Annotated in this window: 22 protein-coding genes; 7 read left to right on the top strand and 15 right to left on the bottom strand. The window is 75.2% G+C overall.

Going from position 1 to position 22317, the window contains the following annotated elements; all coding sequences use genetic code 11:
• Nucleotides 1–3 precede the first annotated feature (3 nt).
• From HOY81_RS22515 to HOY81_RS22475, 9 genes are all read right to left on the bottom strand, one after another.
• Nucleotides 4–744 (bottom strand): hypothetical protein, encoded by a 741-nt coding sequence (locus HOY81_RS22515; protein WP_237322398.1) that lies wholly within the window; start codon nt 742–744, stop codon nt 4–6.
• Nucleotides 745–894: 150 nt separating this feature from the next.
• A complete protein-coding gene (locus HOY81_RS22510) occupies nt 895–1245 on the bottom strand; it encodes a DoxX family protein (protein ID WP_237322396.1) in 351 nt (116 codons plus the stop codon).
• 102 nt (nt 1246–1347) lie between these two features.
• Nucleotides 1348–1854 carry a flavin reductase family protein gene (locus HOY81_RS22505; RefSeq protein WP_237322393.1) on the bottom strand — a complete coding sequence of 169 codons (507 nt, stop codon included), beginning with the start codon at nt 1852–1854 and terminating at the stop codon, nt 1348–1350.
• Between the two features lie 407 nt (nt 1855–2261).
• Entirely contained in the window at nt 2262–2525 is a 264-nt protein-coding gene (locus tag HOY81_RS22500) for an acyl carrier protein (protein WP_237322391.1), read from the bottom strand.
• Nucleotides 2526–2621: 96 nt separating this feature from the next.
• On the bottom strand, nt 2622–3887 hold the full coding sequence (locus tag HOY81_RS22495) for a ketosynthase chain-length factor (protein WP_237322389.1): 1266 nt from the start codon (nt 3885–3887) through the stop codon (nt 2622–2624).
• Nucleotides 3884–5152, bottom strand: a complete 1269-nt coding sequence (locus HOY81_RS22490; protein WP_237322387.1) for a beta-ketoacyl synthase — start codon at nt 5150–5152, stop codon at nt 3884–3886. The genes HOY81_RS22495 and HOY81_RS22490 overlap by 4 nt, the downstream gene beginning before the upstream one ends.
• On the bottom strand, nt 5149–5901 hold the full coding sequence (locus tag HOY81_RS22485) for a thioesterase II family protein (protein WP_237322385.1): 753 nt from the start codon (nt 5899–5901) through the stop codon (nt 5149–5151). The genes HOY81_RS22490 and HOY81_RS22485 overlap by 4 nt, the downstream gene beginning before the upstream one ends.
• Nucleotides 5898–6875: a dTDP-glucose 4,6-dehydratase gene (gene rfbB / locus HOY81_RS22480; RefSeq protein ID WP_237322382.1), complete on the bottom strand. Its 978-nt coding sequence runs from the start codon at nt 6873–6875 to the stop codon at nt 5898–5900. The genes HOY81_RS22485 and rfbB overlap by 4 nt, the downstream gene beginning before the upstream one ends.
• Nucleotides 6872–8026 carry a DegT/DnrJ/EryC1/StrS aminotransferase family protein gene (locus tag HOY81_RS22475; protein ID WP_237322380.1) on the bottom strand — a complete coding sequence of 385 codons (1155 nt, stop codon included), beginning with the start codon at nt 8024–8026 and terminating at the stop codon, nt 6872–6874. The genes rfbB and HOY81_RS22475 overlap by 4 nt, the downstream gene beginning before the upstream one ends.
• A 224-nt stretch (nt 8027–8250) precedes the next feature.
• Here HOY81_RS22475 and HOY81_RS22470 point away from each other — a divergent pair, with 224 nt between their 5' ends.
• The 5 genes from HOY81_RS22470 to HOY81_RS22450 all read left to right on the top strand — a co-directional run bounded on the left by HOY81_RS22470 (nt 8251) and on the right by HOY81_RS22450 (nt 14223).
• Nucleotides 8251–9036 carry a 3-oxoacyl-ACP reductase gene (locus tag HOY81_RS22470; RefSeq protein ID WP_237322378.1) on the top strand — a complete coding sequence of 262 codons (786 nt, stop codon included), beginning with the start codon at nt 8251–8253 and terminating at the stop codon, nt 9034–9036.
• 40 nt (nt 9037–9076) lie between these two features.
• The gene (locus tag HOY81_RS22465) at nt 9077–10021 is read left to right on the top strand and encodes an aromatase/cyclase (RefSeq protein WP_237322376.1); all 945 of its coding nucleotides are present in this window, start codon (nt 9077–9079) and stop codon (nt 10019–10021) included.
• Nucleotides 10018–10878: an oxidoreductase gene (locus HOY81_RS22460; RefSeq protein ID WP_237322374.1), complete on the top strand. Its 861-nt coding sequence runs from the start codon at nt 10018–10020 to the stop codon at nt 10876–10878. Before HOY81_RS22465 ends, HOY81_RS22460 begins: the two co-directional genes overlap by 4 nt.
• A gap of 108 nt (nt 10879–10986) precedes the next feature.
• A complete protein-coding gene (locus tag HOY81_RS22455; RefSeq protein WP_237322372.1) occupies nt 10987–12423 on the top strand; it encodes a multicopper oxidase family protein in 1437 nt (478 codons plus the stop codon).
• A 177-nt stretch (nt 12424–12600) separates the two neighbouring features.
• Nucleotides 12601–14223 (top strand): DHA2 family efflux MFS transporter permease subunit, encoded by a 1623-nt coding sequence (locus HOY81_RS22450; RefSeq protein ID WP_237322370.1) that lies wholly within the window; start codon nt 12601–12603, stop codon nt 14221–14223.
• 131 nt (nt 14224–14354) lie between these two features.
• On the opposite strand, the gene HOY81_RS22445 is transcribed toward HOY81_RS22450, so the two are convergent.
• The 6 genes from HOY81_RS22445 to HOY81_RS22420 form a co-directional block, all read right to left on the bottom strand.
• The gene (locus HOY81_RS22445; protein WP_237322368.1) at nt 14355–14897 is read right to left on the bottom strand and encodes a GNAT family N-acetyltransferase; all 543 of its coding nucleotides are present in this window, start codon (nt 14895–14897) and stop codon (nt 14355–14357) included.
• A gap of 112 nt (nt 14898–15009) precedes the next feature.
• The gene (gene rfbA, locus HOY81_RS22440; RefSeq protein ID WP_237322365.1) at nt 15010–15957 is read right to left on the bottom strand and encodes a glucose-1-phosphate thymidylyltransferase RfbA; all 948 of its coding nucleotides are present in this window, start codon (nt 15955–15957) and stop codon (nt 15010–15012) included.
• A gap of 226 nt (nt 15958–16183) precedes the next feature.
• Complete coding sequence (locus HOY81_RS22435) at nt 16184–17098, bottom strand: NADP-dependent oxidoreductase (RefSeq protein WP_237322364.1); 915 nt, start codon at nt 17096–17098, stop codon at nt 16184–16186.
• Nucleotides 17098–18108 (bottom strand): SRPBCC family protein, encoded by a 1011-nt coding sequence (locus HOY81_RS22430; RefSeq protein WP_237322362.1) that lies wholly within the window; start codon nt 18106–18108, stop codon nt 17098–17100. The genes HOY81_RS22435 and HOY81_RS22430 overlap by 1 nt, the downstream gene beginning before the upstream one ends.
• Nucleotides 18109–18134: 26 nt before the next feature.
• Entirely contained in the window at nt 18135–19193 is a 1059-nt protein-coding gene (locus HOY81_RS22425) for a hypothetical protein (RefSeq protein WP_237322361.1), read from the bottom strand.
• 488 nt (nt 19194–19681) lie between these two features.
• Nucleotides 19682–20854, bottom strand: a complete 1173-nt coding sequence (locus HOY81_RS22420) for a nucleotide disphospho-sugar-binding domain-containing protein (protein ID WP_237322359.1) — start codon at nt 20852–20854, stop codon at nt 19682–19684.
• A gap of 126 nt (nt 20855–20980) precedes the next feature.
• Between HOY81_RS22420 and HOY81_RS22415 the strand changes: the two genes are divergently transcribed.
• Both HOY81_RS22415 and HOY81_RS22410 read left to right on the top strand, forming a co-directional pair.
• Entirely contained in the window at nt 20981–21421 is a 441-nt protein-coding gene (locus HOY81_RS22415) for a nuclear transport factor 2 family protein (RefSeq protein WP_237322357.1), read from the top strand.
• 123 nt (nt 21422–21544) lie between these two features.
• A partial coding sequence (locus HOY81_RS22410; protein ID WP_237322355.1) for a hydrolase occupies nt 21545–22317 on the top strand: 773 nt, incomplete at its 3' end.

Genomic DNA, 22317 nt, shown 5'->3' with positions numbered 1-22317 from the left:
GGCTCAGCTCGCGGGGGACGCGGCCTGCGGGACGGCGTCCCGGGTGTCGGCGTCCAGGGTGCAGCGGTCGAGCAGGCCGGGTACGCGGTCGGGGTCGGTGCCGGCCAGGGGGACCACGGTGGCCCACAGCGTGTCCCCGGAGAGGACGAAGAACGGGCTGCCGTCGGTGAGGGTGTCGCGGAAGAGTTCGCCGGAGGGCGTCGTGTGCCCCTGCCAGGGCGGGAGCCGGCGGGTGTGGGCGCCGGTGCGCCGGGTCATCTCCAGCAGACCGAGGCCGGGCACCTCCTGCACCACGCCGGCGGGCCCGGCGAGCCGGCAGTCGGCGCCGGGCTCCGGCTCCAGGACGAGGCCGTCGTCGTGTTCGGTGAGGCGTACGGTCCGGAGCAGGCCGAGGACGTCCGCCGTGGTGGCCCGGTAGAACCGGGTGACGAGGCTGGTGTGCCGGCCGCGCCAGACCACCAGGACGGGGTTCTCCACCAGCTTCGACCCCGGGTCGTACGTGCTGGTGGTGGCGGTGTGCAGGGTGCCACCCCGGAACCGGAGCTCGGTGTCGAACGCGTCGATGCCGAGCGAGGCTGCCATGTCGTCGCCCAGGCCGGCCGGCCCGGCGGTGAACTCGAAGAGCTGCCCGCCGACGACGACTTCGGCGGCCGAGGTGGCGGGCGCGGAGAGGTCGAGCGCGCCCCGCAGGCGGTAGCGGACACCGTCGAGTGCCCGGTGGACGGCGGCTGCCTCGGGCGCCATGGTGCTCCTCACGCGTCGGTGGCGGGCGGCGCGGTGCGGGACAGGTGGTCTGCACCACTCCGGCGACGGACCATCACAGCAGCTTGTCCGTGTACCGTCAATACGCCACGGGGTCCGGACCGCGCGGGCGGCCCGGACCCGTACGGGAGGTCAGACGGTCGCCAGGCCCAGCACCAGCGGGGCGGCGGAGACCAGGACCAGCACCGAGGGGACGGGCGCGCCCTTGAAATCCTTCGCCCGCAGATGGGAGACGACGGCCCCGGCGAAGTAGAGGACCACCCCGATGCCGGCGGCGATCCCCAGCGGGCGGTAGAGGATGCCGGCGAGCAGTCCGAGCGCCCCGGCGAACTCCAGCGCCGCCAGCACGGGGAAGAGGCGCTGCGGGACGCCGAGCCGGGTGAGGGTCTCGGTGATGTCCTGGTCGCGGACGAGCTTGGCCCGTCCGGAGACCACCAGGAGCACCGACAGCAGAACCGCGAGCACGACGTAGGCGATGAACATGGCTCCTCCGGGGAGAGAGTCGAAAAGGGAGAGGGAAGAGGGGCGGTGGGGCAGGGAGTGCGCTGCGGGGCCCGGCCACCACGCCGGGGCTCGGGGCCCCGGCTACCGTGCCGGGGCGAGCGCCGCGGGGACGGGCTCCGGACGGGTGAAGGTGCGGTCGTGGTACACCAGCGGCTCCTGGTCGCCCACGACCGCGGTCTCCACGCGGCCGACGAGGATGCTGTGGTCGCCGCCGTCCAGCACCGCGTGCAGGGCGCAGCCCAGCCGGGCGGCGGCGCCCGGCACACCGGGCAGGGCGAGTTCGCAGGGGACCGTGTCCCCCGCCGCGAACTTGTCGTGCCCCGAGCGTGCGAAGTGCCGGGCGAGCCCGGCCTGACCGGCCGCCAGCACGTTGACCATGAACCGGTCGGCGGAGACGAAGGCGTCGTGGCAGTCGGCGGTGCGGGCCGGGCAGACCAGCACCAGCGGCGGGTCGAGCGAGAGGGAACTGAACGAGCTGGCGGTGAACCCCCAGCGCCGCCCGCGCGGGTCGACGGTGGTCGCGACGGTGACCGGGCTGGGGACCCGGGCCAGGGCACGGGTGAACTCCGCGGGGTCGACGACGGGCATCGGTCCTCCAAGGGCCGCGCGGGCCCGCCTGCGCGGGACCCGCGGACGGGTGTGGTGGGTGCGGACGGGGAGCCGCGGCCGGTGTGCCGGTGCCCTCGCGGGGACGGTGGGCCCGCCGGTGCCCGGCCCGCCCACGGCTCCGGTACGGGCGGCACTCCGCCCGCCGGCCCCGGACGGTGCCCGGCACACGGCACCGGGGCCGCCGGTACGCACGGCACCCCGCCGGGTCGCGAACGGCTGCCGGCCGCCGGACACGGAGGTCCGCGCCCCGCTCGCGCGGAAGGCGGCCGGTCGCCGGCCGCGGGCACCGGCGTGCCGTACGGACGGTGTCCCGGTCCGCGTCGGCCCCGCCCCGGTGCCGACGCGGACCGGTTCCCGCCGGCCCGCCCGGCCGGCGCGTCACCGGGTCAGGCGGCGACCTTCGCGGCGAGCGCCTCGTTCACCAGTTCCAGGTACTGCCGGGGCGTCTCCGCCTCGGCGACGGCGTCCTCGTCGACGGTCACCTCGTAGTCGCGTTCGATCCGCCCGGTGGTCTGGAGGACGGCCAGCGAGTCGTAGCCGAGGGCGATGAACGGGGTGTCCAGGACGTCGCCGTCGAGGTTCACCCCTTCCTCCTCCCCGGCGCACTCACGCAGCAGGGTGGTCAGCTCGGTCATGGTGAAGGTGGACACGGTGGGCTTCCTTTCTCGTGGGTCCGGTGGGTCCGGTGGGTCCGGTGGGCCTCCGGGGCCGGTGGGTCCGGGAGGCTCCCCGGGGCCGGCAGCGGGTCAGGCGGTCCGTACGACCAGCGCCGCGTTGAAGCCGCCCCGGCCGCGGGCGAGGACCAGCGCCGTGCGCAGCGGGCCGGGGCGCGGCTCGCCGGTGACGAGGTCCAGGGGGCAGTCGTCCGCGGGCCGGAGGGCGGCGCCGCTGGGCGGCACCACCTGGTCGCGCAGGGCCAGCAGTGCGGCCGCCGCGTCCAGCGAGGCGCCGCCGGCGGCCAGCCGCCCGGTCAGCGCCTTGGGCGCGGTCACCGGGACGCCGTACGGGCCGAAGATCCGGGCGAGCGCCTCGGCCTCCGCCCGGTCCGCGTCGCGGCGGCCAGCCGCGTCGGCGAAGACGACGTCCACGTCCGCGGGGCTCAGCCCGGCGTCGGCCAGGGCGAGTTCGGCGGCCGCCTGCAACCGCGGTGTGCCGCCGCTGCCCGGCGGCGGGTCGAAGGTGGCGGCGTACCCGGTGATCCGGCCGTAGGGTGCGGCGCCGCGTTCCCGTGCGGACTCCGCGTCCTCCACGACCAGCAGCGCGCCGCCCTCGCCCGCCACATGTCCGGAGGCGTCCGCCGAGAACGGCAGGTAGGCACGGTCCGGGTCGCCGGACGTGGTGAGCTCTCCGCCGGCCAGGTGGGCCGCCCAGCCCCAGGGGCACAGCGAGGAGTCCACGCCGCCGGTGACGAGCAGCCGGATGCCCTTACGGAGCTGCCGCCGGGCCTGGGCGACCGCGTCCAGTCCGCCGGCCTGCTCGGTCACCAGGACGCCGCTCGGCCCGCGCAGCCCGTGCCGGATGGAGATCTGGCCGGTGTTGACGGCGTAGAACCAGGCGAACGACTGGTAGGCGCTGACGTGCTGGCCGCCCTTGCTCCACAGCGCCTCCAGCTCGCGCTGACCGAACTCGAAACCGCCGGCGGAACTTGCGGTGACGACGCCCGCGGAGAAGTCGGGCAGCGCGGCCGGGTCGACCCCGGCGTCACCGAGCGCCTCCACGGCGGCGGCGAGGGCGAGCCGGGTCATGTGGTCGGTCTGCGGCAGCAGCCGGTTGGGCACATGGGCGTCCGGATCGAAGTCCGGCACCTCGCCGGCGAGCCGTGCCGGGTAGCGGCCGGCGTCGAAGCGGGTGACGGGCCGGATGCCGCTCTCGCCGCGCAGGGTCGCGGCCCACCAGTTCCCGGTGCCGAGCCCGTTGGGCGCGGCGACGCCGAGTCCGGTGACGACGGGGTCGGCCGCCGCGGGGGCGGGGTCCCGCTCCGCGCGGGGGCTCTCCAGGGTCTGGGTGGTCATGCTGTGTCCCTCCTGCGCGGGCGGGTGAGGACCATCGCGCTCTGGAAGCCGCCGAAGCCGCTGCCCACGCTGAGCACCGTGTCGGTGCGCTGCTCGCGGGCGGTCAGCGGGGTGTAGTCCAGGTCGCAGGCGGGGTCCGGGTGGTGCAGGTTGGCGGTGGGCGGCACGGTGTCGTGCTCGATGGCCAGGGCGCTGGCGGCGATCTCCAGGGAGCCGATGGCGCCGAGGGAGTGGCCGATCATCGACTTGATGGAGCTGACCGGCACCTCGTAGGCGTGGCTGCCGAGGCTGCGCTTGAAGGCGGCCGTCTCGTGCCGGTCGTTCTGCTTGGTGCCCGAGCCGTGCGCGTTGACGTAGTCCACGGCGGACGGATCGAGCCGGGCCTCGTCGAGGGCGACCTCGATGGCCTCGGCCATCTCCCGGCCGTCCTTGGTGAGTCCGGTCATGTGGTAGGCGTTGCAGCGGGTGGCGAACCCGGCGATCTCCGCGTAGACGTGGGCGCCGCGGGCCACCGCGCTCTCCAGTTCCTCCAGCACCAGGACGGCGGAGCCCTCACCGAGCACGAAGCCGTTGCGGGAGGCGTCGAACGGGCGGGAGGCGGTCTCCGGCTCCCCGTTCCGCGGCGAGGTGGCCTTGATGGCGTCGAAGCAGGCCACGGTGATCGGCGAGATCGGCGCGTCGGTGGCGCCGGCGATCATGACGTCGGCGCTGCCCTCGCGGATGAGTTCGACGGCGTGCCCCACGGAGTCCAGGCCGGAGGTGCAGCCGGTGGAGACCATGGCGACCGGCCCCTGGGCGCCGGCCCGCCACGCCACCTCGGCCGCCATGGAGCTGGGCACGAAGTAGTCGAACAGGTGCGGTACGGCGAGGGTGTGGTCGACCTCCCAGGTGCTGCCGCCCTCGCTGACGGTGTTGTACTCCCGGTCCAGGCCCATGGTGCAGCCGACGGCGCTGCCCAGCGTGACGCCGGTGCGCAGCGGGTCCAGCCCGGTGGTCAGGCCGCTGTCCCGCAGCGCCTCCTCGGCGCTGACGAGTGCGAACTGCGCCGCCCGGTCCAGGCGTTCCGTCTCCTCCGGGGTGAAGCCGTGCAGGGCCGGGTCGAAGTCGGCCTCGGCGGCGATACGGGAGCGGAACTGCGAGGCGTCGAAGAGGGTGATGCCGCGGGTGGCGGTCCGGCCCGCGGTGAGCAGGGACCAGAACTCCTTGGTGCCCACTCCGCCGGGCGCGACCACCCCGATGCCGGTGATGACGACGCGTCGGTTCATTGGGTGTCCTCCACGGGGGTGTCCTCCAGTGCGGTCGGGGCGGGCGGGGCGGCTTCCAGGCGGCGGACGACGCGGCAGGCCCGGGACAGGAGCCGGGGCAGGGCCGGGCCGCGCAGGAAGAAGTGGTCGCCGGGGAGGGTCCGCCGGACGACGGGGCCCGTCGTCCAGCGGGACCAGCCGGCCATCACCTCCGGTCCGGCGGACGGGTCGGCGTCGCCGGAGACGACGAGCAGCGGCGCCCGGAGAGGGCCGTCGGCCGCCTCCCGGAGCGCGCCGCCGAGCCGGAGGTCGTCGCGGATCACCGCCAGCGCGGTGCGCTGCCACACGCCGCCCGCAGGGGTGTCCGGGGGCACCGCGCCGACCTCGGTGAGCAGCGTCAGCAGGGCGTCGTCCGGCAGGTCGGCGGCGTCGCTGAGCCGTACGGTCGCGTCCGGCGGCGGGCAGGCGCCGACGGCCACCAGCGACGGCCCGGGCCGGCCGGCCTGTTCCAGCGACCGCGCCACCGCGTAGGCGATCAGGCCGCCGAGGCTGTGGCCGTAGAGGACGTACGGCGGCTGCGGGAGGGGGCCGTGGTGCCGCAGCAGGTCGGCGAGGAGGGCCCGCCGGCCGGTGATCCGGGGTTCCCGGCGGCGGGCGTCGCGGCCGGGCAGCAGCACGGGCACGGTCTGCACCTTGGGACCGAGCGACGCGGGCCAGCGGCGGAAGGCGGAGACGCCGGCCCCGGCGTGCGGGAAGCAGTACAGCCTCATGCCGGCGCCCCCTCGGTCAGGGGCTTCCACCAGCCGGGGTGGTCGCGGTACCAGTCGACGGTCGCGCGCAGCCCCTCGTCGAGGGTGTGGCGCGGCGCGTAGCCGAGCTCGGCGCGGATCCTGCCGTCGTCGATGGCGTAGCGCAGGTCGTGGCCCTTGCGGTCCTCGACCGGCTCCACGCTGCCGGAGTCGGCCCCGCACAGGTCGAGGAGGCGTTCGGTCATCTCCCGGTTGGTGAGCGCGGTGGCGCCGCCGATGTTGTAGACCTCGCCGGCGGTGCCGCCGGTGAGGACGAGCTGCACGGCCCGGCAGTGGTCGTCGACGTGCAGCCACTCGCGGATGTGGGAGCCGTCGCCGTAGAGCGGCACTTTCAGGCCGCGCAGCAGGCGGGTGACGAAGAGCGGGATGAGCTTCTCGGGGTGCTGGTGGGGGCCGTAGTTGTTGGTGCAGCGGGTGATCCGGACGTCCAGGCCGTGGGTGCGGTGGTAGGAGCGGGCGAGCAGGTCGCCGGCCGCCTTGGACGCCGAGTAGGGCGAGTTGGGCAGCAGCGGGGACTCCTCGGTCCAGGCGCCGCTGGTGATCGAGCCGTACACCTCGTCGGTGGACACGTGCACCACCGGGCCGGTGCCGGTGCGCAGGCAGGCGTCCAGCAGGGTCTGGGTGCCGAGCACGTTGGTGCGGACGAAGGCCCCGGCGGCGGCCACGGACCGGTCGACGTGCGACTCGGCGGCGAAGTGCACCACCGCGTCGTGGCCGGGCAGCAGGTGGTCCAGCAGCTCGGCGTTGCAGACGTCGCCGCGGACGAAGTCGAGCCGGGGGTGCGCCCGCGGCAGGTTGGCGAGGTTGCCGGCGTAGGACAGCGCGTCGAGGACGGTGACCCGGGCGTCCTCCCAGCCCGGGTAGCCGCCGGCCAGCAGGGTGCGTACGTAGTGGGAGCCGATGAAGCCCGCTCCCCCGGTGACCAGGATCCTCATGCCGCCACCTCCGCCCGGCGGGACGCCACGGCCTTGCGGAGGGCGGCGGCGACGGTGAGCACGTCGGCGTCCGAGAGGCCGGGGTGGAGCGGCAGGCAGAGGGTCCGTTCCGCGGCCCGGTCGGAGGAGGGCAGGACGGGGGCGCCGTCCGTGGCGTAGGCGGGGACCCGGTGCAGCGGCGCGTAGCGGAAGGTGGTGTACACGCCCTCGGCGTACAGGTCGCTCGCCACCTGGTCGCGGATCTCCGGATCCGTCTGCACCCAGTAGAAGTAGTGCGTCGACTCGTGCCCCTCGGGCAGCGGAGGCGGCAGCAGCACGCCGTCCAGCCCGGCCAGCTCGCGGTCGTAGCGGGCGACGATCTCCCGGCGCCGCGCGACCAGGTCCGGGAGCCGGCGGAGCTGTACGGCCCCGATGGCGGCCGTCAGGTCGTTGCCGATGACCCGGCGGCCCGGCTCCGGGATGTCCAGCTCCCACCAGCGTGAGGAGACCTTGGCGTAGCCGAAGCCGCTGGGCCGGACCAGCCCGTGGTAGGCGAGGCGGCGCACCCGGGCGGCCTGCTCCGGGTCCCGCACGTAGATCATCCCGCCGTCCCCGGTGACCAGGACCTTCATCGCGTCGAAGCTCCACATGGCGAGGTCGCCGAAGGTGCCGGCGGCCCGTCCGCGGACCCGGGAGGCCACCGAGCAGGCGGCGTCCTCGATCAGCGTGACACCGCGCTCCCGGCAGAGCGCGGCGACGGCCTCGATGTCGCCGGGCTGCCCGCCGTAGTGGAGCACGATCACCGCCCGGGTGCGGGGGGTCAGGGCCCGCTCGACGTCCTCGGCGGTGGGGTTCAGGGTGCGCGCGTCGGCGTCGCAGAAGACGGGCCGCGCCCCGGTGGTCACCACCGCGTTGGCGGCGGCGACGAAGCTCAGCGAGGGCAGGACCACCTCGTCGCCGGGCCCCAGGCCCAGCGACTCCGTCGCCAGGAACAGGCCCGCGGTGCCCGAGTTGAGGAAGACGACGTTCTCGGCGGGAACGCCGAGATGCGCGGCGAAGGCCGCCTCGAAGGCCTCGGTGCGCGGGCCGTGGCCGAGCCACCGGTCCGCGAACACCCCGGCGACCGCGTCGAGTTCCTCGGCGCCCACTTGGGGCTGAAAGAGATTGATCATAGTCGCCTCTCCAGTCCTCGTGTGGCGCCGAGCCTCGTCCGGCCCGCTCGACCCCGGGTCGAGCCGCGATGGTGCGCCCTACCGGCGACGGCGTCCGGGAGGGCCGGGAGCCGCCCACACGGCGGGCGGCTCCCGGGCGGCACGAGGAGCGTTCGAGCGGCCCTCCAGGGCGGGCCGTGAGCCTGACGGCTGCTGCGACGAACCGGACCGTCGAGGGAGAGCTCATGTCGGAACAGCACCAGCGGGTCGCCGTGGTCACGGGTGCGACCAGCGGAATCGGCCTCGCCGTGACCCGGCTGCTGGCCCAGCAGGGTCACCGGGTGTTCATCTGCGCCCGCAGCGAGGAGAGCGTGCGCGCCACCGTGAAGGAGCTCCGTGCGGAGGGCCTGGAGGCGGACGGCGCGGCCTGCGACGTGCGCTCCGCCGAGGAGGTCTCGGCGTTCGTCCGCCGCGCGGTGGACCGCTACGGCACCGTCGACGTGCTGGTGAACAACGCCGGACGCAGCGGCGGCGGGGTCACCGCCGACCTGCCGGACGAGCTGTGGTTCGACGTCGTCGACACCAATCTGCACAGCGTCTTCCGGATGACCCGGGAGGTGCTGAACACGGGCGGGATGCGGCACAAGGACCGCGGCCGCATCATCAACATCGCCTCCACCGCCGGCAAGCAGGGCGTGGTGCTGGGCGCCCCGTACTCGGCGTCCAAGCACGGCGTCGTCGGCTTCACCAAGGCCCTCGGCAACGAACTGGCGCCGACCGGCGTCACCGTGAACGCCGTCTGCCCCGGCTATGTGGAGACGCCCATGGCGCAGCGGGTCCGCCAGGGCTACGCCGCGGCCTGGGACAGCACCGAGGACGCCATCCTGGAGAAGTTCCAGGCGAAGATCCCGCTCGGCCGCTACTCCACGCCCGAGGAGGTCGCCGGCCTCGTCGGCTACCTCGCCTCCGACCTCGCCGCCTCCATCACCTCGCAGGCCCTGAACGTCTGCGGCGGACTCGGCAACTTCTGAACCGCCCGACCGACCACCGCCCAGCCGAAGGGAGAAGGACATGACCCGCGAGGTCGAGCACGAGATCACGGTGGAGGCGCCGGCCGGCGAGCTGTACCGGCTGCTCGCCGAGGTCGGGAACTGGCCCCGGATCTTCCCGCCGTCCGTCCACGTCGACCATGTGGAGCGCGGCGAGCGGGAGGAGCGCATCCGCATCTGGGCCACCGCCAACGGCGAGCCGAAGACCTGGACGTCCCGCCGGGTGCTGCACCCCGCGGAGCGGCGCATCGAGTTCCGCCAGGAGGTGCCGGCCCCGCCCGTCGCCGCGATGGGCGGCACCTGGATCGTCGAGCCGCTGGACCCCGGGAGTTCGCGGGTGCGGCTGCTCCACGACTACCGCGCCGAGGGGGACGACCCGGAGAAGCTGGCCTGGATCGACGCGGCCGTGGACCGCAACAGCCGCTCCGAGCTGGCCGCGCTGAAGGCCAACGCCGAAGTGGCCGTCGGCTCCGCCGAGCTGACCCTGTCCTTCGAGGACACCGAGCGCATCGAGGGCTCCGCCAAGGACGTGTACGACTTCCTCAACGAGGCGCAGAAGTGGCAGGAACGGCTGCCGCACGTGGCCGACGTCTCGCTGCGCGAGGACACCCCCGGCCTCCAGGTGCTGCGCATGGACACGCTCACCAAGGACGGGTCCCGGCACACCACGGAGTCGGTACGGGTGTGCTTCCCCCACCACCTGATCGCCTACAAGCAGACCACGCTGCCGGCCCTGATGACCCTGCACACCGGCTACTGGCAGCTCGACGAGGACGACGACGGCGTCACCACCGCCACCTCCCAGCACACCGTGGTGCTCAACCCGGAGAACATCACCGCCGTGCTCGGCCCGGACGCCGGGATCCCCCAGGCCCGGGAGTTCGTGCGGAACGCCCTGGGCACCAACAGCCGTGCCACCCTCGGCCACGCCAAGGAGCACGCGGAGCGGAAGCGGGCCGGGCGATGAGCACCCGCGACCCCCGCGTCTGGCTGGTGACCGGGGCCTCCCGGGGTCTCGGCCGGGCGGTGACGGAGACGGTGCTGGAGGCCGGCGACCGGGTGGTGGCCACCGCCCGCAAGCCGGAGGCGCTCGACGACCTCGCCGAGCGGTACGGGGACCGGGTGCTGCCGCTCGCCCTGGACGTGACCGACCCGGACGCCGTCTCCGCGGTCGTCGCCGAGGCCGCGGAGCGCACCGGCCGTATCGACGTGCTGCTGAACAACGCGGGATACGGCCTGGCCGGCGGTGTCGAGGAGGTCTCCGGACAGCAGGTCCGCGACCAGTTCGAGGTCAACGTCTTCGGCGCGCTCCGGGTCACCCAGGCCGTGCTGCCGGTGATGCGCCGGCAGGGCTCCGGCCACCTGCTCCAGATGTCCAGCATCGCCGGCGTCACCACCTACCCCAACCTCGGCATGTACTGCGCGAGCAAGTGGGCGCTGGAGGCGATCGGCGAGACCCTGGCGCAGGAGGTCGCCGCCTTCGGCATCCGGGTGACCCTGGTCGAGCCCGGCGAGTTCCGCACCGAGTGGAGCGCCGGGAGCATGGTGCGCGCCACCCCGATGCCGGAGTACGACGCCGTGCTGGCCAAGCGGCGGCACGGGCTCTCCGGGGCGTACGCCGACCTCCAGCCCGGCGACCCGCGGAAGGCGGGCGAGGCGCTGCTCGCCGTCGTGGACGCCGAGGAACCGCCGCTGCGCCTGTTGCTCGGGAACAACGCGGCCGATCTGGCGCCCGGTGTGCTGCGGCAGCGACTCGCCGAGTGGGAACGCTGGGACGGCCTGGCCCGCACCACCGACTTCGCCCGGCAGGACGCCGGGTCCTGAACCGCACGGCGTACGCGGCCGGGCGGCCGTGTCCCTCCCCTCCCCCGCACGAGCCGGGCCCGTGCCGCGGCACGCCGGACGACCTCGCGAAAGAGAGAGACCTGACCCATGCTCGACAGACGCACTCTGCTGAAGGCCGCCGGCGTGGGCGGCGCCGCCACCCTGCTCCCGGCGGCGGGCCTGCCCGCCGCCGCGCGGGCCGCGGCCGGCGAGCCCGCGGCCGCCCAGCCGTTCGCCCACGCCATGCCGGTGCCGCGCACCCTGGCGCCGTACGCGCGGACCGCCACCGCAGACCTGTACGACATCCGCATGCGCGAGGCGGACGTGGAGATCGTGAAGGGCCTCACCTCCCGGGTGCGGACCTACCAGGGCACCTTCCCCGGGCCCACCATCCGGGCCGTCCGGGACCGCGAGGTGGTGGTGCGGCAGACCAACGGCCTGGACCTGAACACCGCGGTCCACCTGCACGGCGCCCATGTGCGCTCCGAGCACGACGGCCTGCCCATGGACGTCGTCGCGCCGGGCGCCTCCCGCACCTACCGCTATCCCAACCGCCAGCAGGCCGCCTCGCTCTGGTACCACGACCACGCCCACCACCTGGAGGCGGAGAACGTCTTCATGGGCCTGCACGGCCAGTACCTGATCCACGACCGGGAGGAGCGCCGGCTGCCGCTGCCGCGCGGGCCGTTCGACGTGCCGCTGGTGATCCGCGACGCGCTGGTGGAGGCGGACGGCACGCTCCGCTACACCCGGCCCTCGGACTGCCCGCACATGCTGGTGAACGGCAAGGAGCGGCCGTACTTCGAGGTGGCCGCCCGCAAGTACCGCTTCCGGGTCTACAACGCGTGCGCCAACCGCTACTTCCGGCTGCGGTTCGCCGACGGGACGCCGTTCACCCAGATCGGTTCGGACGGCGGCCTGCTGGAGCACCCGGTCGAGCGCGACGAACTGCTGATGCTGGGCGGTGAGCGGGCCGAGATCGTGGTGGACTTCTCCCGTCACCCCGTCGGCCGGTCGGTGGTGCTGGAGAACACCGGGGCCCTGCCGGACGAGCGTCCGGAGGTGCTGCGCTTCGACGTCACCCGCCGGTGCCGCGACCGCAGTCTGGTGCCCGACCGGCTGGCGACGCTGCCGCCCGTGCCGCGGGGCACCGTCGAGCGCTTCTTCGAACTGCGCACCTTCCCCGGGATGACCATCAACGGCAAGTTCTACGACCCGGACCGGGTGGACGTGCAGACCACCCTCGGCAGCAGCGAGATCTGGACGGTGCACAACGCCGAGGCGCCGCTGGACTCCCCGCCGGACTTCCACCTGTGGCACAGCTTCCACACCCATCTGACCTTCTTCCGGGTGCTGGAACGCAACGGGCGGCCGCCGGGACCCATGGACGCCGGGCTGAAGGACACCGTCACCCTGGCGCCCGGGGAGACCGTGAAGATCGCCATGACCTGGGGCCCGTACACCGGCGAGTACCTGTACCACTGCCACCAGCTCGGGCACTCCTCCGGCGGGCAGATGGGCCGCATCGACGTCGTGCAGCCCTGACGACCGCACCGCGCCACCCCGGAAGCCGGGCCGCCCCCGCGGGAGCGGCCCGGCTTCCGGGGTGCGTGGGCCGGCGGGCGCCGGGGTGGCCGGGCGGCCGGGCGTCGGGATGGCCGGGTGGCCGGAACTCGAGTGCTCCTCGAGCACGGCTGGAGCACCCGCGCGTAGGTTGCCGCCATGCGGACTTCGCCCCCCGAACGCCTGGACCGCGGCCTGCTCGTCCTCGCCGGCACCCTGCTCATCGGCGCCGTCGCCTCGCTGCTGGACTCCACCATCGTCAGCGTCGCGCTGAGCGAGATCGGCGCGGAACTGGACGCCTCGGAGACCGCCCTGTCCTGGGTCAGCACCTCCTATCTGCTGACCCTGGCGCTCGTCACCCCGCTGGTGGGCTGGGCGGTGGACCGGTTCGGCCAGAAGCGGATGTGGATGTGCGCCCTGGCGGTCTTCCTCGGCGGCTCCGTACTGTGCGGCCTGGCCTGGTCCGTCGAGAGCCTGATCGCCTTCCGGGTGGTCAAGGGCGTCGGCGGCGGCATGGTGCTGCCGATGGTGCAGGCGATCCTCGCTCAGGCCGCCGGCCCCAAGCGCTTCGGCCGGGTGATGAGCCTGGTCGGCATCCCCGGGCAGCTCGCCCCGATCCTCGGCCCGGTCGCCGGCGGACTGATCATCGACGCGGCCGGCTGGCGCTGGATCTTCCTCGTCAACGTCCCGGTCATCCTGATCGCCCTGGCCCTGGCCTGGAAGGTGCTGCCCGCCTCCGGCGAGCGCGGCGAGGTCCGGGTCGACCGCCGGGGCATGATGCTGCTGCCCCCGGGCATGGTGGCCCTCGTGTACGGGTTCTCGCGGGTGCGGGACGCCGACCAGCTCACCGACCCGCTGACCCTGGGCATCCTGGTCGCCGGCGTGGCCCTGATCACGGCGTTCTGCCGGCACTCCGCGCGCGCCGCGGACCCGCTGGTCGACGTGGGGCTGTTCCGCTCCCGCACCTTCAGCACCTCGTCGGCCCTCATCTTCCTGCACGGCGTCGCCGTGTACGGGCCGCTCTTCGTGCTGCCGCTGTTCTACGCCCGGGTGCTGGGCCACGACAGCTCCACCACCGGCTGGCTGCTGGCGCCCCAGGGGCTCGGCATGCTGCTGGGCATCTCCGCGGCCGGCTGGCTGACGGACCGCTACGACCCGCGCACACTGATCCTCGGCAGCACCGTGGTCGCGGCAGCCGGCACGGTGGCCTTCACCCAGCTCGCCTCCGGCCCGCCCGACCTGCTGCTGGGCCTCTCCCTCGGCGTCCGCGGCCTGGGGCTCGGCCTCATCGGTGTCGCCGTCATCACCACCGCCTACCGCGACATCCCCGGCGACCGCATCCCGCGCGGCACGGTGCTGATCGCGGTGGGCCAGCGGGTCGGCGCCTCCTTCGGCACCGCCGCCGTGGCGCTGGCGCTGTCCGTGACGCTCAGCGCCTCCGCGGGCGGCGGGGCGGGCGCCCCGGGCGGCGGGGAGGCCGGCGCGGGCCCGTACGGCACCACCTTCTGGTGGGTGCTCGGCCTGGTCGGGGCGATGCTGCTGCCGGCGCTGCTGATGCCCCGTAGGCCGCCGGCGGAGGATGCCGCCGGGGCGGCGGAGGACACCGCCCCGGAGGCGGCGCAGGACGCAGCCGCGGAGGCCGCTGAGCCGGCGGACGCGGCGACGGCCCGGGACACCGCCGCGGAGGCGGCGGCCGGGGGCTCCCCGGGGGAGGACTCCGGGGGCGCCGCGGAGCAGCCCCCGGACGGCGGCGGCCGGGAGGCCGGGGCAGGCCGCCACTGACCGGCCGCCCGCGCCGGCCCGCCCTGCCACCGCCCCCGTACGGCATCGCTCGCCTCCAGAGACACCGAGCCGTGGCCGCCGGAACCGGAGACGCGCCGTAGGCAAGGAGGTCACCGCCCTCGTGGCCGCCGTCAACGCGTGGCGGTGACGTACTGGTCCGCGGACAACGCGAACACCCGTACCCGCCGGCCGCAGGTGGGGTTGACGGTCTCCCGGACCGGACGCATCCCCAGTCTGGTCATGATCCGTTCGGAGGCGTCGTTGCCCACCTGAGCGATGCTGACGATCCGCTCCAGCCCGCACTCCTCGAACCCGAACCGTACGGCGGCCGCAGCGGCCTCGGTGGCCAGGCCCTTCCCCCAGTGGGACCGTCCCAGCCGCCAGCCGGCCTCGACCGCCGGCAGCACCTCCGGCAAGAAGTGGGGCACCGAGAGGCCGGTGAACCCGGCCAGCTCGCCGGTGGCCCGTGTCTCCACGGCGAACAGGCCGAAGCCCCGGGACTCCCACTCGCTCTCCCACGCCTCGATCCCGGCGCGGGTCTGCTCTTCGTCACGGACGCTGCCGTCCCGGATCCACCGCATGACCTCGGGGTCGGCGTTGACGGCAGCCATGGGTGCCACGTCCTCCTCGCGCCAGCGCCGCAGGATCAGACGGGGAGTTACCAGCGTCACCATCCCGTCATTCTGGAGCACGAACGGGCAGCTGCCTGCCGGATCGCCGCCGGCGATCCGGCAGGCCCGTCCTCTGCCACGCGTTCTCGGCACGGACCACCGGGGGCGCCCCGGGTCAGACGGCGGCGCCCGCGCGGATGCCGCGCTGCTCGTCGGCCGCACCGGCGAGCGACCCGGCCCGCAGGGCGCCGTCGCGCACCGACTCCGCGACCGCCATCACGTACTGCCCGTAGCCGGACTTGCTCAGCTCCTGCCCCAGCCGGTGGCACCGGTCGGCGTCGATGAACCCCATCCGCAGCGCCACCTCCTCCACGCAGGCGATGCGCAGACCCTGCCGGTGCTCCAGGGTCTGCACGTACTGCGAGGCGTCCAGCAGCGAGTCGTGAGTGCCGGTGTCGAGCCAGGCGAAGCCGCGGCCGAGGTCGACCAGGCGGGCCTTGCCGCGTGCCAGGTACTCCTTGTTGACGTCGGTGATCTCCAGCTCGCCGCGCGGGGAGGGGCGCAGGCCGCGGGCGATGCGGAGCACGTCGTTGTCGTAGAAGTACAGGCCGGTGACGGCCCGGTTGGACCGGGGCCGCGCCGGCTTCTCCTCCAGGGAGAGCAGCCTGCCCTGGGCGTCGGCCTCCCCCACGCCGTACCGCTCGGGGTCCCCCACCGGGTAGCCGAAGAGCACCGCGCCGTCGGTGTGCGGCACCAGGCCGCGCAGGAGCTGGGCGAAGCCGGGCCCGTGGAAGACGTTGTCGCCCAGGACCAGGGCCACCGAGTCGTCCCCGACGTGCTCCTCCCCGATGAGGAACGCCTCGGCGAGGCCCCGCGGTTCGGGCTGTTCGGCGTAGCTCAGCCGGAGACCGAGCCGGCTGCCGTCGCCGAGCACGCGGCGGAACTGCGGCAGGTCGGCCGGCGAGGAGACGACCAGGATGTCCCGGATGCCGGCGAGCATCAGCACCGACAGCGGGTAGTAGACCATGGGCTTGTCGTACACCGGGAGAAGCTGCTTGGAGACCCCGAGCGTGATCGGGTGCAGACGGGTCCCGTTGCCGCCCGCCAGGATGATTCCCTTCATGTCGCCCTCACCTCGTGTCGTCGTCGGCTCGTGGGGACCGTGCTGCGAGACGGTCCGAGCCTGCTCCAGGACGGTCGAGGCGGCCTCGAGAGCGGGCGGCACGGCGGAGGGGCGGGCCCGTGCGGGCCCGCCCCTCCGGCTCGGGTGTGCCGGCCGGCGGCCGGCCGGCGGCCGGCCGGCGGTCAGTCGGCGGTCAGTCGGCGGTCAGTCGGCGGTCAGTCGGCGGTCAGTCGAGGGTGAGGACGACCTTGCCGCGGCCGTGCCCGCTCCCCACGTCCCGGTGGGCGTCCGCCGCGCGGGCGAGGGGGTAGACCTCGCGGAGGTGGATGGTCACCTTCCCCTTGACGTACAGCTCCACCAGCTCGGCGAGGCGCTCCGCCGAGCGGGCGCCGGCCACGTCCCGCAGCCCGAGCTGTGCGGCCTCCTCGGTGGCCACCATCGTGACCACCCGGTCGCGGTCCTTCGCCACCGCCACGGAGGCGCGCAGCGCCTCCGGCCCGGCGGCGTCCACGGCCGCGTCGACGCCGTCCGGGGCGAGGGCGCGTACCCGCTCCTCCAGGCCCTCGCCGTAGGTCACGGGCACCGCGCCCAGCGCACGCAGGTGGTCGTGGTTGCGCTCGCCGGCGGTGCCGATGACGGTGCCCGCGCCCCAGGCGAGGGCGAGCTGCACGGCGAAGGTGCCGAAGCCGCCGGCCGCGGCGTTGACGAGCACGGTGTCGCCCTCCCGCACCCCTACCGTGGAGAGGGCCATGTGGGCGCCCTGGCCGTTGCCGGGGAAGCCCGCGGCGACCTCCCAGGGCATGTCGTCCGGCTTGCGGACGATCTGCTCCACGGGCACCGTCTGGTACTCCGCGTAGGAGCCGAGGACGCTGTAGCCGAGGACCGCGTCGCCGGGCGCGAAGCCGGTGACGCCCTCGCCGGCCTGGTCCACGGTGCCGGCGAACTCGTTGCCCAGCACCATCGGGAACTCCCGCGGGATGAACGGCGGCGTCCAGCCGCCCCGCACCCGGACGTCGAAGGGCAGCACCCCGGCGGCCCGCACCCGCACCCGGACCTCTCCCGGCCCGGCCTGCGGCTCCTCCAGCCGGGTCTCCCGCAGCACCTCGGGGGGCCCGAACGAATCCAGCGTTGCCGCTCGCATCATGAAGTCCTTTCCACGGGGCCGGCGGAGTCGGCCGGTTCCTGCCGCCGTTTGTACTCCAGGTGCTGCCGGGCGGCGTCCAGTATCAGCCGCACCTTGGAGCTCAGTTCGTCCCGTACGAAACCGCGGGCCGTCTCCAGGTCCGTGCCCTCTCCCAGCACCGCGGCGACGCCCGGCTCGTGCAGGACGACGGTCTGCCGGGAGACGACCGCGGTGCCGCCGTCCGCCCCGGGAACGAGGTCCCAGCACACGTGGTGGGAGCTGCCCAGCGGCGGCAGCAGCAACTGCTTGTAGGCGATCCGGCGGTGCGGGACGCCGACGCGGGCGGTCCGGGTGGTGAAGGTGCCGCCGCGGCGCTCCAGGGTCTCCATCTCCAGCAGGTGCGCCCCGTGGCCGCTCTCCCGCACGTCCGCCCGGAGCACGTGCGCCATGACGGCGGGCCAGCCCGCCGCGTCCCGCAGGACGGCGTACACCCGCTCCGCGGGGGCGCCGAGCGTCACCGTGTCCTCCACGGTCAGCAGCAGCCCCGGGGAGGCGGCGGCGAGCTCCGCGGCGTCCCGCACCGCCGCCAGCTCGCGCCGGGCGATCTCCCCGGCGGTACGGGCCACCGCGCCGGCCGCCTCCGGGTCGTCCTCCCGCAGCCGGAACGCGTGCTCGAGACGGACCTCGCAGGCCCCCTCGCCGGCCGGCTCCACCACCCAGGTCCGGGTCATCTCCCGCAGCGGCGGGGCGACCTCCTCCGGCCGGAATTCGACGCGCCGGGCCTTGTCGTCGACGCGTCGCAGCGCCACCCAGTGCTCGACGCCCGCGGCCTCCGGCCCGGGTTCCCCGGCGAGCGCCCACATGCCGACGCGCTCGGCGTCGCCGTGCGTCCCCAGGCGTTCCAGGTGGACGAAGGACGGGAAGACCCGCGGCCAGTCGTCGAGCCCGGCGAGCAGCCGGTGGACGTCCCCGGCGGCCGCCCGCACCCGCAACCGGTGCACCGTCCGCCGCACTTCCGGTCCTGTCATGTGCTCCTCCTTCCCGGCCGGGCCGGTCAGCCGCGCCAGCGCGCCGCGTGGACCTCGCCCGTGCCGGTGGTCAGGTAGCCGACGGTGTCGCCGGCGTCGTTGAGCAGGTACGCCTGGCTGGAGCCGGGCACGACCGCGCCGAGGTCGGTGACCCGGCCGTCCGGCTCCCAGCGCACGGCGTGGAAGGTGCCGCCCGGCGTGTAGGAGAAACCGACGGCCACTCCGCGGTCGTTGATGCCGTACGCCGCCGAACCGGTGTGGCCGGGCAGCGGCTTCAGCTCTGTGACGACCCGCCCGCCGCGGGACCAGCGCACCGCGTGGAACGGGCCGTCGTAGCCCTTGCCCGCCTGGTAGGAGTTGCCGACCAGCACGCCGCGGTCGTTGATCCAGCTCGCCTGGCTGGAGTCGTCGCCGGGCAGGACGCCGCCGAGCGGCACCGGAGTGCCGCCGCGGGTCCACCGCACCGCGTGCTGCCGGCCGTCCGCGGTCCCGGAGAAGCCGACGGCCACCCCGAAGTCGTTGATCTTCGCGGCGGCGCTGGAGACGTCCCCGTGCAGCGGCGGGAGACGGGTGGCCTCGCCGTCCCGGCCCCAGCGCTGCGCCTGGTAGACCAGGTCGGGGGTGGCGGAGAAACCGACGGCGACGCCCCGGGAGTTGACGCCGTAGGCCCGGCTGCGGGTGGAGCCCGGCAGCGCCTCCAGTTCGGTGACCCGGCCGTCCGGCGTCCACCGTACGGCGTGCTCGGAGGAGTCCGCGGCCACCGAGCGGCCCACCACGACGCCCCGGTCGTTGAGGTTGAAGGCGGTGCCGGCGACATGCCCCGCGGGTGTGCCGAGGTCGGCTGTCCGGCCGCCGGGGGTCCAGCGCACCGGGCGGGTGACGCCGGCCGCGTCGTCGGAGGAGCCGACGACCGTGCCGGTGTCGTTGACGGCGTACGCCCGGCTGGTGGTGCCGCCGGGGAGCGTGCCGAGGTCGGTGACCGTGACGTCCGCCGCGGCGGGGACGGCGGTGGAGACCACCAAGGCGGCCGTGCCCGCCAGGAGTCCCGCGGCGCGCGCGAGCGGGGAGGGCTTGAGCGTTCTCACGTGGGTGCCTGCCTTTCGTTGACCGTGCGGCCGGATGGTCCGGGCGTCCGCTCGGCCGCCGCTCGTGCCGCGCTCGGGAACGGCTCGAGGACGGGGTGGCCCCCGCAGGGCGGCGCGGTGTGCGGAGCCGGCAGACGGCCGGAGCCGGGCGCGACGGCCGGGGCGGACGGCCCGCGACGGCCCGCCGTGGCCGGACGGGCCGGGACCCCGGCACGGACGGCCGGGGCCGTGCGCCGGGGCACCGGATCGCCCGGGGCCGGGGACCCGGAGCGGTCACGGCAGATCTCAGCCCCCAAGGGCACGCGCGTGCCCCGTTCCGGCGGCGACTCGCCCCGGGCCGGCCCGAGCCCGGCGGCGGAGAGCGCCGGCGTGCCGGGGCCCGGCGGCGGACGACGCGAACCACCCCGTCCGGGGAGGGCCGGGGCCCGCCGCGGCGGGTCACGCGGACCGGCCCGGGCCCCCGGGAGCACCGGCGTGCCCGGGCACGCTCAACCGGCCGCCGCGGACCGGTGCGCGCCCGCCAGCTCCACCAGGCGGGGCACGAGGGCGTCCGGACCCGGCTCCGCCGCCAGCTCCGCCGCCAGCGCAGCGGCGTTCTTCCGCAGCACCTCGTCGCCGGCCAGGGAGCTCAGCAGCGCGGAGTCGACCTGGCCGGGCTGCCGGTCGAAGCCGATGCCGGCGCTCTCGATGATCTGCGCGTTGATCCAGTTGTCCGCGCCGTACGGCATGGCGAGCTGCGGCACCCCGGCGTGCGCGGCGGCCAGCAGGGTGCCGCAGCCGCCGTGGTGCACGATGCCGTCGAGGGTGGGCAGCAGGGCGCTGAGCGGGGTCCAGCCCACCACCCGCGCGGTGTCCGGCAGCGGCCCCAGGGGTTCCAGGTCCGGGTCGTCGCCGAGGGCCAGGATCAGTTCGGCGTCCAGGCCCTCCGCGGCGTCCAGCACGCTGCGGAGGCTGCCGACGCCCGCGATGCCGGGGACGATGGTGCCGAGGGTGACGGCGATGCGGGGTCGTTCCGCCGGCTGCGCCAGCCAGTCGGGCAGCACCGCCCCGCCCTGGTACGGCACGAAGCGCATGGGCCAGCCGTCGCCCTCGCCGCGCATGAGCTTCTGCGGCGCGAAGTACACCGGCTGGACGAGGGGCAGTTCCAGGGGGACGCCGAGCCGCTCGTAGGTGGGCGCGAGGTGCGGCAGCAGGCGTGCCGGCAGGTCGCCCTCGCGCAGGAAGCTGTAGCCGTTCTCCACGGCGGGCACGCCGAGGTCGCGGGCGGCCAGCAGGGCGGTGCCCTGGAGCCGCGAGTAGACGATCAGGTCGGGCCGCCAGTGCCGGGCGTACTCCAGGGTGCCGTCCGCCATCATGTCGTTCACCCGGCCGAACTTCTCCAGGATGATCTCCGGCGTCTGCTGCGAGCGGGTGATCTCCGCACCGCGCTCGCGCATGGCCCGTTCCCGCTCCTCCGGGGTGCCCTTGCGGGGGAAGACGGCCGCGAAGTCGGCGCCGGGGGCGACGTCCCGCACGGTCAGCCCCGCCCGTACGGCGGCGTCCACGGAGGCGCCGGCCGTGGCGACGGCCACCTCGTGTCCGGCGGTGCGGAAGGCCCAGGCGAGGCCGAGGGCCGGATACAGGTGGTCGAGCCCGGGCGAGACGTTGAAGAGCACGCGCATGAGCGATACCTCGATTCGGGTGACGGGGATGTGCCGCGACGGTGCCGCGCCAGGCTCGACCCGTGCTCGAGAAGGGCCGCGCAAACTCCCGCCCGGAGCGACCGCCCGCACCGGAGAGGACACGCGATGACCAGCTACGCACCGGCCGAGCTGTACGCCGGGATCCAGCAGTTCTACGCCCGGCAGATGAACCTGCTGGAGGGCCGGGACGCGGACCCGGACGCCTGGGCGGACACCTTCACCGAGGACGCGGTGCTGGAGTCCACCGTCCAGGAGGCGCCGGAGCGGGGGCGGGAGGCCGTCCGGGCGTCGGTACGCGCCGGGGTCGCGCAGATCGCCGCCCAGCGCCTGGACTTCCGGCACTGGTTCGGGATGCTCGACGTCGACCCGCAGCCGGACGGCTCCGTCCGCACCCGCTACTACGCGCTGGCGCTGGCCACTCCGCGCGGCGGTGCCCTGGCCGTCCGGGGCTCGCTGCGCTGCCGCGACCACCTGGTCCGGGACGGCGACCGCTGGCTGGTGCGGCACCGCTCGCTGGAGGCGGACGGGGCGCCGCGGCCGGCCTGACCCGGGCCCCCGGCCCCCGTCGAGCCGGTCTTGAGACCGGTTCGACCGCGAGCCGCGACCGTGACCGCACTGCCGGCGCCCGGAGCGGGGGCCGCAGCACCGGCGAGGGAAGTGAGGGGTCTCATGCGCAGTCAGCCGACGACCGGCACGGAACTGCCCGCGCGGGCCCGGGAGCTCGCGGAGACGGCGGCCCGGTGCGCGGCGGACGCCGACGCGGACCGTACGCTCGCCCCCGCCGTCTGCCGGGGCCTCCTGGACGCCGGGTTCGCCCGCCACTTCGTTCCGGAGCGCTTCGGCGGCGACGCGGGGAGCGCGGCCGTGATGCTGGAGTCCGTCGCCGCGCTCGGCGAGGGCTGCACCTCGGCCGCCTGGTGCGCCTCGGTGCTCGCCGGCGCCGCCCGGATGGGCGTCTACCTGCCGGAGGAGGGGCAGCAGGAGCTGTGGGCCGCGGGCCCGGACACGGCCGTGGCCGGCGCCCTGATCCCGCGGGGCAGCGCCACCGAGGTGGCCGGCGGCTGGCGGATCACCGGCGAGTGGAGCTTCACCAGCGCGGTCGGCTTCTCGGACTGGGCGCTGGTGTGCGCCCTGGTGCCCGGCGCGGAGGGGCGGCAGGAGCCCTGGTTCTTCGCCCTGCCCCGGGCCGCCTACCGGGTCCTCGACACCTGGTCGGCCGTCGGCATGCGGGGCACCGGCAGCGACACCCTCCAGGTCGACAACGTCCTGGTGCCGCGGCACCGGGCGTTCCCGCGCGAGGCCATGCTGGCCGGCCGCGCCGTGGGCTCGGCCGCGCGCTGCCACACGGTGCCGCTGCGCCTGGTGAGCGGACTGCTGTTCGGCGCGCCCGCGCTGGGCGCCGCGCGCGCCGCGCTGCGGGCGTGGGCGCGGCCCTGGGCCTG

It is taken from the genome of Streptomyces sp. JJ36 (assembly GCF_021696945.1).
Classification (GTDB): domain Bacteria; phylum Actinomycetota; class Actinomycetes; order Streptomycetales; family Streptomycetaceae; genus Streptomyces.
The sequence above is the reverse complement of the archived record's forward strand: the minus strand, read 5'-3'. Positions and strand labels throughout refer to the sequence as shown.